The 1,180-nt window shown below is 61.9% G+C and carries 2 protein-coding genes; one reads left to right on the top strand and one right to left on the bottom strand.

Translation table 11 applies throughout. The annotated features are described in order from the left end of the window. On the bottom strand, positions 1–895 hold an 895-nt coding region (locus AC1DT2_RS23980; protein WP_477299198.1), incomplete at its 3' end, for an SDR family NAD(P)-dependent oxidoreductase. 124 nt (positions 896–1,019) lie between these two features. Here AC1DT2_RS23980 and AC1DT2_RS23975 point away from each other — a divergent pair. Beyond that, on the top strand, positions 1,020–1,180 hold a 161-nt coding region (locus tag AC1DT2_RS23975), incomplete at its 3' end, for a helix-turn-helix domain-containing protein (RefSeq protein WP_477299200.1).

Raw genomic sequence — 1,180 nt, 5'->3', positions numbered from 1 at the left:
GATTGGCGCCATCGTGGAGGTGAGGCTGGCGCTGCGCCTCCATCGGGCCTGAGAATTTTCCTGGAGCCGAGGCGAAGAATTGCCCTGAGACGTCGGTTCCGAATCCCGACGCTTGGATGTAGCGACGGGCCGCAGTCTCCGGCGTCTGATTCATGCCGGGAATGAGATTCACGATGGGAATCATCAGATACTTCAACAAGGGGCCAGCGTTTCTAGCCACGTTGGTGGCGTTCGACGCACCGGGGGAAACCGCGTAGACGGCCATGCCGGAAGGTAGCCGGCGTGCCAGCGCCGCGGCCCACCAAGCGACATTGAGCTTCGCGTCGGCATACGCATTGTTGGGCGCGTACTTCACGTGCGGGCCGTTGCGAATAACGGCTTCAATAGCGGCGGGTTGGTTGCCCCGGAAGTATTTGGCCGCGAAGGCGGGCGCGTCGGTGTAGTTGAACAGGGGCACTCCCCCTCGGGCAGGCTCCGCACTGGCGATAACGATCCGCGCGTTGGGGCTCAGCAGCTTGGCGCGGAGTAACCCGATAGTCAGTTGATGATGGCCGATCAGCGGGGCCTGAGACGCCTCGATGCCCGCCGCCGTAAGCACGCGCGCCTTGCCAGGAACCATCCCGGCATTGAGCAGCAGGAAATCGATCGGCCGATCTTGCTTGACGAGCGAGTCGAGGGCGGACTGAACGCTGGCCGGCGCGTCCAGTTCCAGCTCCAGTGGCGTGAAGACCTGCGTTTTGGTCTCCGACGCGAGCTGACCGGCCGTTTCCTGGATCCGCGGCAAACGGCGCCCGGTAACGATGACCTGCCGGTAGCCCTCGGCGGCGAGCAAACGGGCGGCGGCGTGACCGAGCCCGGAGCTAGCCCCGGTGACAAGAGCGATCGAATGTTCCATGGACGGTTCCGTGGTGATGAGAAAGGTCGACAGACCCCGCAAGACAGGTGACCGCCTTGTCATTTTCGAACTGTTTAGTTAAATTATATGGACCCAAGATGGCGGTCAAGGATTTTCTAACTAAATGTTTCAAAATGCCGCCAAACCGCGGGGCCGTCCGCGAAGCTTCGACGAGAGGGACGCTCTGGATAAGGCGACCCGGGTGTTTCGATCGAAGGGTTACGACGGCGTCACGATCGAAGATCTCGTCGAAGGCATGGGTGTGGGACGTCCGAGCCTGTATGC

This window comes from Luteibacter sp. P4_E6 (genome assembly GCF_056401535.1).
The sequence above is the reverse complement of the archived record's forward strand: the minus strand, read 5'-3'. Positions and strand labels throughout refer to the sequence as shown.